11 protein-coding genes are annotated in these 13,200 nt (G+C 58.0%); 10 read left to right on the top strand and 1 reads right to left on the bottom strand.

Annotated elements, in window-relative coordinates; all coding sequences use genetic code 11:
* Positions 1-83: 83 nt before the first annotated feature.
* From AB5Y84_RS10615 to AB5Y84_RS10575, 9 genes are all read left to right on the top strand, one after another.
* Positions 84-1,697: an IS1634 family transposase gene (locus AB5Y84_RS10615; protein ID WP_368176411.1), complete on the top strand. Its 1,614-nt coding sequence runs from the start codon at positions 84-86 to the stop codon at positions 1,695-1,697.
* Between the two features lie 184 nt (positions 1,698-1,881).
* A complete protein-coding gene (locus AB5Y84_RS10610) occupies positions 1,882-2,784 on the top strand; it encodes a cation diffusion facilitator family transporter (RefSeq protein ID WP_257691165.1) in 903 nt (300 codons plus the stop codon).
* Between the two features lie 146 nt (positions 2,785-2,930).
* The gene (yjbD, locus tag AB5Y84_RS10605; protein ID WP_005340165.1) at positions 2,931-3,215 is read left to right on the top strand and encodes a DUF3811 domain-containing protein; all 285 of its coding nucleotides are present in this window, start codon (positions 2,931-2,933) and stop codon (positions 3,213-3,215) included.
* Between the two features lie 595 nt (positions 3,216-3,810).
* On the top strand, positions 3,811-4,023 hold the full coding sequence (cspA, locus tag AB5Y84_RS10600) for an RNA chaperone/antiterminator CspA (RefSeq protein WP_005316548.1): 213 nt from the start codon (positions 3,811-3,813) through the stop codon (positions 4,021-4,023).
* A 305-nt stretch (positions 4,024-4,328) separates the two neighbouring features.
* On the top strand, positions 4,329-5,687 hold the full coding sequence (locus tag AB5Y84_RS10595) for an NCS2 family permease (RefSeq protein WP_042032197.1): 1,359 nt from the start codon (positions 4,329-4,331) through the stop codon (positions 5,685-5,687).
* 238 nt (positions 5,688-5,925) lie between these two features.
* Positions 5,926-6,996, top strand: a complete 1,071-nt coding sequence (gene dhaK, locus AB5Y84_RS10590) for a dihydroxyacetone kinase subunit DhaK (RefSeq protein WP_368176899.1) — start codon at positions 5,926-5,928, stop codon at positions 6,994-6,996.
* A 9-nt stretch (positions 6,997-7,005) separates the two neighbouring features.
* Positions 7,006-7,635, top strand: a complete 630-nt coding sequence (dhaL, locus tag AB5Y84_RS10585) for a dihydroxyacetone kinase subunit DhaL (RefSeq protein WP_040067693.1) — start codon at positions 7,006-7,008, stop codon at positions 7,633-7,635.
* Position 7,636: 1 nt separating this feature from the next.
* A complete protein-coding gene (dhaM, locus tag AB5Y84_RS10580; protein WP_368176898.1) occupies positions 7,637-8,353 on the top strand; it encodes a dihydroxyacetone kinase phosphoryl donor subunit DhaM in 717 nt (238 codons plus the stop codon).
* 123 nt (positions 8,354-8,476) lie between these two features.
* Positions 8,477-9,559 (top strand): glycerol dehydrogenase, encoded by a 1,083-nt coding sequence (locus tag AB5Y84_RS10575; protein WP_064337434.1) that lies wholly within the window; start codon positions 8,477-8,479, stop codon positions 9,557-9,559.
* A gap of 95 nt (positions 9,560-9,654) precedes the next feature.
* Here the strand turns inward: AB5Y84_RS10575 and dhaR are convergent, their stop codons facing one another.
* Entirely contained in the window at positions 9,655-11,556 is a 1,902-nt protein-coding gene (dhaR, locus tag AB5Y84_RS10570) for a dihydroxyacetone kinase operon transcriptional regulator DhaR (protein ID WP_368176897.1), read from the bottom strand.
* A 416-nt stretch (positions 11,557-11,972) separates the two neighbouring features.
* Between dhaR and AB5Y84_RS10565 the strand changes: the two genes are divergently transcribed.
* Positions 11,973-13,193: a DUF4365 domain-containing protein gene (locus tag AB5Y84_RS10565; RefSeq protein WP_221885917.1), complete on the top strand. Its 1,221-nt coding sequence runs from the start codon at positions 11,973-11,975 to the stop codon at positions 13,191-13,193.
* Positions 13,194-13,200 lie beyond the last annotated feature (7 nt).

The following is a 13,200-nucleotide window of genomic DNA, read 5'->3' as shown; positions in this document are numbered from 1 at the left end:
CCGTCATTCCGCACCTAATTTTGGCTTTTTCAAAGCTTGACGGCGATCGGCCATTCTGATCTATTACTCTCTTTTGCAGGTAGATCATCATGGCCGCTATCGCTATCCGTAACCTCGATCACCTTGGTTTGGTCGCCGCACTCTGCCAAGAACTGGGAATTGCCCGCATGATTGATGCGGTGCTCCCCAAAACACCGCCTTTCAAGGTCTCACACGGTGACGCTTTGGTGGCCATGATAGTGAACGGCCTCGGCTTTCACAGCAGCACCCTGCACATGTTCCCACAATTCTTCGCTAACAAGCCGGTTGAGCGCCTGATTGGCCCCGGGATCTGTGCAGATGATCTCAATGATGATGTGCTCGGGCGCTGTCTCGATGCCCTCTTTGAGGCCGATGTCAGCACCTTGTATCAAGTGATGGCGGCGCAAGTCGTTGAGCGACTGGGGCTCAACAGCACCGCAGTGCACCTCGATATCACCAGCTTCCACGTCGATGGCGCCTATGACCAGGCCGATGGGGACACGATCGGTAAGCTGCAATTGGTGCGGGGTTATAGTCGAGATCATCGGCCAGAGCTGAACCAGGTTATCCTGGAACTCATCTGTGAAAATCAGGCCGGGCTACCCATCTACATGCAGGCCCTCAGTGGCAACAGTAACGACACCAAAGCCTTTGCCCAGACTGTTCGTCGCCACTTGAGCAGCCTCAAGGCTGCGCAGGATTGCCGTTATCTGGTCGGCGATGCAGCACTGTATTGTGCCGAGACCTTGCAACTGCTGGCGCAACAGCAGCAACTGTTTGTCACCCGGGTGCCGGTCACGTTGAACGAGGCCAAGCAGGCCGTGGCAACGATTGGCACCCAGTCGCTGGTTGCGCTGGGCAATGGTTATCATGGCTGTTGGCAATCCGCCCATTATGCCGGCGTCGCGCAGCGCTGGTTGCTGGTGCGCAGCGAACAGGCCAGCAACCGTGAGCAGCAAACATTGGCTAAAAACCTGCTTAAAGAGAGCACCCGCGAGCTCAAAGCCTTCGCCAAATTGTGTGCCAAACGCTTTGCCTGCCAAGCGGATGCACAGGCCGAATTGAGTCGTTTTAGCGCCAGCTTGATGCTGCTGCAACTGGATGCCGAGGTGGTGAGTGACCCCGTTTATGCCGGTTGTGGCAGACCGAAAAAGGGGGAAGCACCGGTCAGCTACCAGTTTCACATCAGTGGTGTGGCGGCAACCAGCTTGGCGCAAGTTGAAGCGGCTCGCAACCAGACCGGGGTGTTCATCCTGGCGACCAATGACCACAGCGACACGCTGACCATGGCCGAACTGTTGGCCACCTATAAGGCACAGCAGAATGTCGAGCGAGGCTTTCGTTTTCTCAAGAGCCCGGAATTTTTAACCTCCTCACTGTACCTGAAAAAACCGGAACGAATTGAAGCGTTGCTGATGGTGATGACCTGTAGCCTGATGATTTATGCGGCCCTGGAGCACCGGATCCGGCAGGGGTTAGTGGCGCAGAACCGCAGTGTGGCAGATATGAAAAAGAAGCCGACCCAGCAGCCAACCGCCCGTTGGATCTTTTTGCGCTTTGGTGGCATCCATGAGTATCGACTGGGAGAAGCCCCGCCTCAGATAACGGAGCTAACAGGAGACCAGCAGATCATTTTGGAGGTATTGGGTGAACGCTACCGACAAATTTATTCCTAAATCAGGTGCGGAATGTAGGATAAATCCCTCTCATTATTTATTGCCACGCAAGAGGTCACCATTTTAATAAGCATTCGCAATACCATCGGAAACATCAGGTTACAACACCGAATAGGTTATTTCCGGTCAGCCGGATATAATGCGCGCCGCACCGAAATATCCGTTTTTATTCAGGAAGCTGTACATGAACAGAAAAACCAGAGCCGCCATGGTGTCGGTCTGCTCCAATATCAGTCTGATCATCATGAAAATGGTGGCCGGGTTCGCCAGCGGCTCGGTCAGTATCATCTCGGAGGCGATCCACTCCGCCATGGATCTGGTGGCGGCCCTGATCGCCCTGTTCGCGGTGAAAAAGTCCGATCTCCCGCCCGATGAACGCCACCCCTATGGTCACGACAAGATTGAAAATGTCTCCGGCGTCATCGAAGCACTGCTTATCTTGCTGGCCGCGGGCTGGATCATCTTCGAAGCCGTCGACAAGCTGATCACCCCCAGCCCGATTGAAAGCATTGGCTGGGGCGTGCTGGTGATGGTGATCTCGGCGCTGGTCAACAGCGGCGTCTCGGCCTACCTCTACAAGGTGGCCCGAGAGGAGGAGTCGGTCGCGCTGGCTGCCGATGCGCTTCATCTCAAGGCGGATGTGCTCACTTCAGCCGGTGTCGCCGTCGGTCTTGGCGGGATCTGGCTGGCCGGTCTGTTCGGCCATTCACTCGCCATCCTCGACCCGCTGGTCGCCATTGCGGTCGCCATCTTTATTGTCAAAGAGGCAATCAGCATGCTCAACGAGGCCTTCCAGCCGCTGATCGACCAGAGCATGAGCCCGGAAGAGCTGGCGATGACCAGCCGCATCATTACCGAATGTTGCCCTGCCGCCAGCGGTTTCCACGATCTGCGCAGCCGTCGTGCCGGTCGTCGTCGCCATATCGACTTCCACCTCACCCTGCCCCCGGAGATGAGCATCGGCGAAGCCCACGATATCTGTGATCGCATCGAACACGCCATCATGGCGCAGTTGCCCCACGCCATCGTGCTGATCCACGTCGAGCCGGAGGAGCAAGAGATGCCCTCACCGCTCGCCATAAATTGAAATGTGGCAAACAGGCGGGAAAGTGGCAGCGAAATAACGGAAAGTTGGCACAAACCCGCATTTTTACTGCCGGAAAGCCGATTGCATAAGAAGTGATCGGCACAACTGTGTTAGGGTGTCTAACCACCCTGCCGCAGGAGCGCGCCGTGAAAAAGCTGGAAATGAAAGATCTGACCGAGGCCGAAAAAGCCGAGATAGCCTTGTTATTGCAAAAGGCACAAGCCAATGCAGACCACCAGCTGACCAACGGAGAGCGGAACAAGATCCGCGAAGAGGGTCGCCTGAAAATTGTGGCCGACCGCGCCGAAGCGGCCAAGGCAGCCTCCAAGCTCGCTCGCGAGAAAGCCAAAGAGCGTGCCAAGAATCAGGTACTGCCGGAAACCTTCAGCTGGATTGATTCGGTCAGCAACAAGTTTCGCAGCAAGCGCTGATCCCTTCTTGCAAAACGCCCGCTGGCACTTGGTGCCAGCGGGCGTTTGCATGTCTGGGCGATGCTCGATGAGCCAGATTTGGCGCCGCCATTGATTTGCCGCTCAGAAGCTAATCGCAGCAGCAAAGAAGTGATTTACATTGTGAGTTAGAGAGAACGCCAACTGACAATCCCCATCTATCGCCAGCTTTTCATTTTTTCTCATATTTTTTGCCAGAACTGGCTACATAGTCAGGACAAAAAAGCCGAATCCGGCTTGCCACAGGGTGATATGAGTCTGCACTGATTTTCCTATGCCGTTGAAATGCATCATGTTTACTATAAAAAATGATATTTTTGGCTGTTACAAAACATTAATATCGAGATAAAGTTTGCTTTAAAAATGAGAGCGTGTTTTAATCTTTCTCGATGGTTCGGCAGTTCAGACCTGATTATGTTAGGCAGTCATTTTAGTAAAGCAGTGATTAGCATAAGCGTTATCCTCGGATAATTCTTATCAAATAATTCTCCTTCTTTAGTGCTCCCCATACGTATTGCTGACGAAAAATCAAAAATTGCCATTTAGGTGGCATTCAACACTATTTAAGGAAATTATTATGTCTAACAAAATGACTGGTACCGTTAAGTTCTTCAACGCCGAGAAAGGTTTTGGTTTCATCTCCCCGGCTGACGGCAGCAAAGACGTGTTCGTACACTTCTCCGCTATCCAGTCCACCAGCTTCAAAACCCTGGACGAAGGTCAGCGCGTTGAGTTCACCATCGAGCAAGGCCAGAAAGGCCCGGCTGCTGCCAACGTAGTTGGTCTGTAATTCAAGTCGGAGCATGCTGCTGATGGCTCATGCCAACTGCTGACAGCTCTGCAAGAATTTAAAAAAACCCGCTTCGGCGGGTTTTTTGTTTTTCCCCGCTTTTTCCTCACAAATCTCCCCTCCCCCGACCGCTTGCTCCATCCCTTACACGCTCTCACCGCTTGAGTCTTAGAATGAGCTCCGAATGGACTCAAAATGTAAAATAGTGACGAAAAAGTCAGGTTATCCGCTGTATTTGCCGCGAATTCTTGCTATTTTGCGCGCCACCAACGCAAACGATTTCCTTCACACTTTCAGGATTAGTTATGGCAAAGCAAGATATGGCCGCCCAAACAGGGACAGGCGGCTTTCTGGACTCTTATTTTTCCATTTCTGCGCGCGGCAGCAGCGTGCGTCAGGAGCTGGTCGCGGGGCTGACCACCTTCCTGGCGATGGTCTACAGCATCATAGTGGTGCCGAACATGCTGGGTGCTGCCGGCTTTGAGCAGGGCCCGGTGTTTGTGGCCACCTGTTTGATCGCCGCCTTCGGCTCCCTGCTGATGGGGCTGTGGGCCAAACTGCCGATGGCCATCGGTTGCGCCATCTCTCTCACCGCCTTTACCGCCTTCAGTCTGGTGCTGGGTCAGGGGCTGAGCATTCCGGTCGCGCTGGGCGCCATCTTCCTGATGGGTGTGCTGTTTACCCTGATCAGTGTTACCGGCGTGCGCCAGTGGATCCTGGATAACCTCCCCTCCGGCATCGCCCACGGTACCGGCATCGGTATCGGTCTGTTCCTGCTGCTGATCGCCACCAACGGCGTTGGCATGGTGATCAAGAACGAAGGGGCCGGTCTACCGGTACAGCTCGGTGAAGTGACCGCTTTCCCGGTGATCATGACGGTGCTGGGTCTGGCCGCCATCTTCGGTCTGGAGCGCCGCAAGGTGCCGGGCGGCATCCTGATGGTGATCATCGCCATCTCCATCCTCGGTCTTATCTTCGACCCGAAAGTAACTTGGCAGGGCTTCTTCGCCATGCCGAGCCTGACTGGCGAGAAAGGTTCACTGGTGGGCAGCATGGATCTGCTGGGCGCCCTCAATCCGGTGGTCATTCCGACCGTACTGGCGCTGGTGATGACCGCAGTGTTTGACGCCACCGGCACCATCCGTGCCGTGGCCGGTCAGGCGGGTCTCATCAACGAGCGTGGCCACATCATCAGTGGCGGCAAAGCCCTGACTGCCGACTCCGTCAGCAGCATGGTGGCTGGCGCCGTCGGTGGTGCTCCGGCAGCCGTCTACATCGAATCTGCCGCAGGCACCGCGGCCGGTGGCAAGACTGGTCTGACCGCCGCGCTGGTCGGCGTGCTGTTCCTGCTGATGATCTTCCTCTCCCCGCTGAGCTATCTGGTACCGGCTTACGCCACCGCACCGGCGCTGATGTACGTCGGTCTGCTGATGCTGGGCAACGTTACCAAGCTGGACTTCAGCGACTCGGTCGATGCCCTCTCCGGCATGCTGTGCGCCGTCTTCATCGTGCTGACCTGCAACATCGTGACCGGCATCATGCTGGGCTTCGTAGCGCTGGTCATCGGTCGCCTGTTTGCTGCCGAGTGGAAGAAGCTGAACGTCGGCACCGTCATCATCGCCGTGGCGCTGGTGGTCTTCTACGCCGGTGGCTGGGCTATCTAACCCGTCCGCATATTCCGGTTATAGCGAAGGGCCCTGCGGGGCCCTTTTTCATGCCTGTGAGTCAGCTAACAGTTTCCCGCCCGCTAGCCCTGCGCCGTTTCAGATTGAAACAGCCATCCCCCTTCTGCTGTTTCAAATCCGAACCAAAACGCCCGTCATTTTTATCCCTTTTTCTGTCGTTAGACTGGCTCCATCAACCATTTGCCCACCCGAGCGGTGGCAAGCCAAGGAGTGAGCCATGAAGAAACTGATCAATGCCGTCGATGCCGTGGTCCGTGAACAACTGATGGGGATGGCAGCCGCCCACCCCGAGCTCAAGGTACGTATCGAACCCCACTACATCACCCGCGCCGACTCCCCCGTGATGGGCAAAGTAGCGCTGGTCTCCGGCGGTGGCAGTGGCCACGAGCCGATGCACGGCGGTCTGGTGGGCAAGGGGATGCTGGATGGCGCCTGCCCCGGCGAGATCTTTACCTCCCCGACCCCGGATCAGATGTACGAGTGCGGTCAGGCCGTTGATGGCGGCGCGGGCGTGCTGTTTCTGGTGAAGAACTACACCGGTGACGTGCTCAACTTCGAGACCGCGGTCGAGCTGCTGCACAGCGACGGCGTAAAAGTGGGCTTCGCCCTGATCGATGACGACGTGGCGGTCAAAGACAGCCTCTACACCGCCGGTCGCCGTGGCGTCGCCACGACCGTGCTGTGCGAGAAGCTGGTCGGTGCCGCCGCCGAGGCGGGCTACGATCTGGCGCGCTGCGAGGCGCTGGCCCGTCGCATCAACAACCAGAGCCGCACCATAGGCGTGGCCATGCATGCCTGCACCGTGCCGGCCGCTGGCAAGCCCTCCTTCACTCTGGCGGACAACGAGCTGGAGTTCGGCGTCGGTATCCACGGCGAACCGGGCATCGAACGTCGCCCCTTCATCGACCTCAATACCCTGGTGGACGACATGTTCAGCGAGCTGGCGGACAACACTCCCTATGGCCGTACCCTGCGCCACTGGGATCGCACCAGCGGCAGTTGGCAGGAGGAGCACACCTTTATCGAACCGCTCAACAAAGGCGATCGAGTCATCGCACTGGTCAACAGCCTCGGTGGCACCCCCATCTCCGAGCTCTATGGCGTCTATGGTCGCCTCGCTACCCTGTGCGAAGAGGCGGGCATCCATCTGGTGCGCAACCTGATCGGCCCCTACTGCACCTCCCTCGATATGACCGGCATCTCCATCACCCTGCTCAAGGTGGATGACGAACTGATGACCCTGTGGGATGCCCCCGTTCACACTCCCGCCCTGCGTCGCGGCTGCTAAGGAGAACCCATGTTAAGCAAGCATCACATCGTCAACTGGCTGCTCGACTGCGAACACATTTTTACCGAGCAGCGTGACTACCTCACCGCGCTGGATACCGACATCGGCGATGGTGACCACGGCCTCAATATGCAGCGCGGCTTCGCCAAAGTAGCCGAGAAACTGCCCGCAGTGGCGGACAAGGATATCGGTCAGGTACTGAAAACCACCGGCATGACATTGCTCTCCTCGGTCGGCGGCGCCAGCGGCCCGCTCTACGGCACCTTCTTTATCCGGGCGGCAGCCAGCAGCGATGCCTGCCAGAGCCTGAGCCTCAGTCAGCTGTGCAAAATGCTCAGCGACGGGGTCGAGGGCATTGTTTCTCGCGGCCGTGCCGAGCCGGGCGACAAGACCATGTGCGATGCCTGGTGGCCGGCACTGGCCGCCCTGCAACAGGCGCAGCAGCAAGAGTTGCCCCTCAACGATGCGCTGGACAAGGCGGTGGCAGCCGCCGCAGCCGGTACCGAGGCCACCATCCAGATGCAGGCCCGCAAGGGGCGCGCCAGCTATCTTGGCGAGCGCAGCATCGGCCATCAGGATGCCGGGGCCACCTCGACCCTGCTGCTGCTGACTGCCCTGCGTGACAGAGCGAGGTTGTGACATGATCGGAATCGTAGTTGTCTCTCACAGCGCCATGCTGGCGGCCGGCTTGCAAGCGCTGGCCGACCAGCTCGGCAGCCCGGCCCGATTGCTGCTGGCGGCCGGGGTCGATGACCCCGACCACCCCATCGGTACCGATGCCATCGCGGTGATGAGTGCGATTGAAGAGGCGGATGACGGCAGCGGCGTGCTGGTGCTGATGGACTTGGGCAGCGCTCTGCTGAGCGCCGAGACCGCCCTCGAACTGCTGCCACCCGACTTAAGCGCAAGGGTGCGGCTCTGCCCCGCCCCGCTGGTGGAGGGCACCCTGGCCGCCGTGGTGGCGGCCGGTTCCGGTCTGACGCTGGACGAGGTAGCCGCCGAGGCGCTCGGCGCGCTGGGTCCGAAACAGGCGATGCTGCCTGCCAGCCCAGCGCAGGCCGCCACCGAGACAGCCCCCGTTGCCGACGACGGCTGGCTGCGCTGCGAAGTGGTGGTGGATAACCCCCACGGCCTGCATGTGCGCCCCGCCGCCCGACTGGTGGCCGCCCTCAAGCCCTTTGCCGCCGAACTCAAGCTGCAAAAGGGGGATAAAGAGGCCAATCCCCGCAGCCTGACCCGGCTCGCCATGCTCAACGTGCGTCAGGGCGACCAGCTCACCCTGCTGGCACGCGGGGAGGATGCCAGCGCCGCACTGGCCTGCTTCCAGCAGCTGGCCGCCGAGCGCTTTGGCGACTGACGCCACTGTTTCAAGGGGCTGCACTCGCTCGCTGAACCTGTGCAGCTTCGTTCAAGATGAAGGCGTCCCCGGCACTGCCGCCCCTTCGCCCCGATTCTTAATTCATAAAGAGAGGGATAGAATATGGACCGCATTATCATCAGCCCCAGCAAATACGTACAAGGCAACGGGGCCCTCGCCAATATCGGCAACTACGTCAAAGCGCTCGGTAGCAAGCCGCTGATCCTGGCTGACGCCTTCGTCACCAAGCTGGTCGGTGATACCGTGGCCACCAGCTTCCACGGCGCGGGGATCAAGCCGGAGTTCGACTGCTTCAACGGCGAGTGTTCCCGCCCCGAGATCGACCGCCTGCTGGCCCGCTGCAAGCAGACCCCGTTTGACGTCATCATCGGCATCGGCGGCGGCAAAACGCTGGATACCGCCAAGTCGGTCGCCTTCTACCAGAAGGTGCCGGTGGTCATAGTGCCCACCATCGCCTCCACCGATGCCCCCACCAGCGCGCTGGCGGTCATCTACACCCCGGAAGGGCAGTTCAGCGAATACCTGATGATCCCGACCAACCCCAACATGGTCATCATGGATACCGGCGTGGTCTCCCGCGCCCCGGTGCGGCTCTTGGTCTCCGGCATGGGGGATGCGCTCTCCACCTACTTCGAGGCGCGCGCCAACAAGGTCTCCGGTTGCCAGACCATGGCCGGTGGCGCCTCCACGCTGGCGGCGCAGGCCATTGCCGAGCTCTGCTACAAGACCCTGCTGGCCGATGGTTACAAGGCCAAGCTGGCGGTGGAACAGGGACTCTGCACCAAGGCGGTAGAGAACATCATCGAGGCCAACACCTATCTGAGCGGTATCGGCTTCGAGAGCAGCGGGCTGGCCGCCGCCCACGCCATCCACAACGGCCTGACCCAGCTGGCCGAGTGTCACCACCTCTACCACGGTGAGAAAGTGGCGTTCGGTACCCTGGTGCAGCTGGTGCTGGAGAATGCCCCGATGGCGGAGATCGAGACAGTGCTGGGTTTCTGCCGCTCGGTGGGCCTGCCGACCAACCTGCATATGATGGGGGTCAAGGAGCTGGATATGGCGCGCCTGATGGAGGTGGCCAAAGCCTCCACCGCCGAGGGCGAGACCATCCACAATATGCCGTTCAAGGTCACTGCCGAGGATGTACTGGCGGCCATCGTCACCGCCCACCAGCTGGGGCTGTAACCGCGCCAAAGCTAACCTTGCCAAATAAAAACGGCCCCGCATCTGCGGGGCCGTTTCGTTTTCTACGGGCCGGTTTGCAACGGCCTCAATAGCCATCAGCCATGATAGTCGGCGGGATCGATCTCGAGCAGCTTGAGTCGCCGCCACAGGGTAGTGCGGCTGATACCCAGATGCTGGGCCATCTGGCTCACCTGCCCCTTGCAGGCGTGCGCGCAGCGCAAGATGGCTTGCCGCTCCAGCTCCGCCAGCGTGAGCAGCGGTTGCCCCACCACCTCGTCTGCCACCCGCTGATAGCCGTGCCGAATGGCGGCAGGCAGCGCCTCCGGCGGGATCGGCCCCTGACCGGCATGAAGCAGCGCATGCTCGACGGCGCTGCGCAGCTCCCCCAGATTGCCGGGCCAGGGATAGGCGAGCAGACAATCGAGGGCCGCCGGACTGAACTGGCGCACCGGCTCGCGCCCCTGCGCCGCCAACTGCTGGCTGATCAGGCCCGGCAGATCGGCCGCGCGCTCCCGCAATCCCGGCAGCCACAGCTCGCACGCCTGCAAGGCATAGAGCAGCTGGCGGCCAAACAACCCCTCCTGCACCAACTGCTCCAACGGGGCGCTGCTGGTGGCGATGATCCGCACCTTGAGCGGCAGGATGCGGGCCGAATCGAAACGCTGGATGCGGCCGGTCTTGAGCAGTTGCAGCAGCGCCGCCTGCATGGGGGCGGAGAGGCACTCCACCTGCTCCAGCACTAGCGTGCCGCCGTGGGCCAGCTCGAACTTGCCAGCCCGCTCCTGCCCCGCCTCGTCGGAACCCATCAGCTCCAGTGCCATCCGCTCGCTCGGCAGCGCCTTGCAGTTGAGGGTAATGAGCGGCCCCGCGGCCCGCTCGCTGCCAAAGTGGATCGCCTCCGCCAGTTGAGCCTTGCCCACCTCCTCCTCGCCGCGCAGCAGGATCGGCCCCTGACTCTGGGCCGCCTGCCGGGCGTAGCGCAGCAGTTTGCGCATGGCACTCGACTCCCCCACCAGTGCCGACAACTCGGGCACCGTCTGGCGCAGCTGGTGAATGGCCCGCAACCGATCGACCGGGTGCAGCAGGGCGATAAAGCTGACCCCCTCCGGCCCCGGCAGCGGCTTGAGGCTCACCAGCGCATTGATAAACTCCCCCTCCTGCGCGCCGAGCCGCTCCAGCGTCACCTCCACATGGCTGAGCGGCGTCTGCCCCCTGATAGCCAGTTGCAACCGCTGGGGCAACAGCAGGTGCTGCTCCAGCGGCTGGCCGAGACAGAGTGCGGGATCGAGCCGCAGTCGGTTGGCCGCCAGCGCATTGAGGTAGCGCAACCGACCCTGCGGATCCCAAGCCAGCACGCCGTCATCCATGCCATCGAGCAAGGCGTAAAGTTCGCTCAGGTGATGCTGGGACTCCTGCATCAGGGTCTCCATCTGCAGCAGATGGGCCAGCTCGCGTCCGGCGCTGACGGTGAGCGCCAGATCGCCGGCGCTCGCCTCCTCCACCTTGCAGATCAGAGCAATGATGGCGACCTGACGGCCATTGCTGTTGTAAACCGGGCTAGCGCAGCTGTGCCACGGGTGCAGGGTCTGATTGAAGTGCTGGGGGCCGCTGACGCAGAGCGGCACTCCCTCCAGCGCCGCCAGATTGATGGCATTGGTGCCGATGCGCCCCTCGCTGAAGAAGGCGCCGGGGCCAAACCCCAGCGCCGCCAGCTCGCGCAGGGTGTCGGGGTGGCCGGTCTGGGCCAGCAGGCAGCCGCTCTCGTCGGTGAGCAGCAGGGCGCAGGGGCGCCCCTCCATAAATTCGTAGAGATCTTCGAGGGCCATCTCGCCGGTGGTGAGCAGGTCGCGCTTGCGCTGGCGCAGGCTCTGCAAGGTCTGCCCCTTGGCGCTGTGGGGCGGATGCCAGAGGGTGGCACTGGTCTGGTGAGCGCAGCGCAGCCAGGATGCCTGCAGATAGTCGGGCCAGGCGAGCAGCGGCTGAAGGTCAGATGGCATGGTCACAGCAATATCCGGCAAGATGTAAGCCGACCATTTAACCACGCCAGCGCCCCCGATTCAGTGACCTGCCTCAGAGGGTGGCAAGCCCGCCCTCCTCCCGGTCGGGTTCGCCGTCAGCAAATTGCTGGCCGAGACAGTGACAGAAGGCGCGGCACTCCTTCGATTTTTTGATATATAGCCCCCGATCACACTACTGATTGATTTATTAAAAGTAGGCCAGATGGCGCTTTCCATTGCCGCCCCAAAAGTGTATTTTTGCTCAGCAGCGAAAAACCAGAGCCAAAAGGGAATGTTGCACGAACGCGTTCAGCCCCTGAGATTGGCGGCGATGTTGTGATTGAAAATAAATTTTCATGGAAAGAAGGACGAGGCGGAGTTATATGGTTTTTCGATATCAGTGGAAAAATTAAGCAATGAAATATAGTCGCAGCTCTCAAACAGATCGTATCGGGGTTCAAACCACAGGTTTACTCTTCGAAAGATGTGGATACATTTTTCGGGAACAGCCAATTGTTGATTGTGGGATAGATGCTCAAGTTGAGCTAGTTGACGAAAATTTAGCCTCGGGAAGATTGATTGCATTGCAAATTAAATCAGGTGCATCTTGGTTTAAGGAAACTACAAAAGATGGTTATGTCTACCGTGGCGAAATGGAACACTTAGAATATTGGCTTAATCATTCACTACCTGTTTTAATAGTTTTGTGTGACATCGATAACAACATTGCATACTGGCAAGCAATAACTAAGCATACTATTAGCTATACAGGCAAAGCTTGGAAAGTTGTTATACCTTTTCAGCAAGAAGTAAACGCAGGAATGAACAACGACTTACGTCGTCTTGCAAAGCTAGTTGAAATCATCCCAGATTACACCATCAATAAAATATCAGATAACAGTCATGGTGGTGCAAAGCGATATTCTGCACGAATCACATTGTCTAAAGAACATAGTCAGGCTGAGTTACTTACAATAATCCGCACTTTAAACGAAGAGATAAAAATGTGCGGGTATCACCGAAGTGAACACACAAGATACGCGTGGAAAAACAAACCAGCAGACGTTGTTTGGTTGTTTATTTATCCGACTCATCAAGATGAATGCAATAATAACTATCTGTGTAAATCAGAGTGGATAGATCGTGATCTTGAAGAACACTTTCAACCTTTTTCTCAAAATGGGCAAGATATTGGTGGTGGGGTAAATGTTGTCTGGAACCCTATGTACTTAGCAACAGCCAAATACAATCATCAAAATGAAATATCTAAAGAGACGTTTATTCAGCTCGTTAATGACACGCTTATTAAAGCATCACATTTGTTTGCTGAATTAGAGCAAGCATTTAAGTTGCACGCAGACACAGATGTGCTATTTCAGGAGTTATGTCAGTTTATCGAGAGAAACAAACCTATAGTTCATGATATTTATGAGAAAGGAGTATCTATTGGGTTATCATCTTATGAATGCAAAGATGCCTCGATAAAATTTCAAAGCATGATTGCTCACTTAGATAATATTTTTATGCTTCCAGAGCATCCTGACGAACAGAACGCGATATTTAACATAAAGAATCAAGCCCAGTATTTTGCTGAGGCATTTGCAGGCCTAGAATACGAATTGAACAAGATCGCCTAGTCCGTAG

This window comes from Aeromonas sp. s11, from assembly GCF_040907945.1.
Lineage (GTDB): Bacteria > Pseudomonadota > Gammaproteobacteria > Enterobacterales > Aeromonadaceae > Aeromonas > Aeromonas veronii.
The sequence above is the reverse complement of the archived record's forward strand: the minus strand, read 5'-3'. Positions and strand labels throughout refer to the sequence as shown.